This window comes from Campylobacter sp. US25a (assembly GCF_004379075.1).
GTDB classification, from domain to species: Bacteria; Campylobacterota; Campylobacteria; order Campylobacterales; family Campylobacteraceae; genus Campylobacter_D; species Campylobacter_D jejuni.
In genome coordinates, this window is the sequence record NZ_RYYM01000139.1 from 1 (window position 1) to 268 (window position 268).

Here is a 268-nt window from a genome sequence, read left to right on the forward strand (position 1 = left end):
GATAGTAAATTGGATTTTAGGGTAAATCATTTGCATCTTTTTGAGAGAAAAGAGCGATTACCTGAAATTGTGAAAAACTAAATGATAGGTTCATAGGACACATTATTAATGGTGAATTGAAAATCATCAAAGATAATTATAATCTTCAAAAGATGATTATTCCTGCAGCTTATAAGCAAAGGGTAGTTTTGTACATTCCTTTGAAACTTCAAGAAGAATCAGTTGATACGATAGTTGTAGTTGAAAAAGAGGAAGTTAAAAACGAACA

Annotated in this window: 1 pseudogene; it reads left to right on the forward strand. The window is 29.9% G+C overall.

What is annotated here, in order from left to right:
• Positions 1–268, forward strand: a pseudogene (locus tag ELQ12_RS10895) (hypothetical protein); the annotation flags it as partial.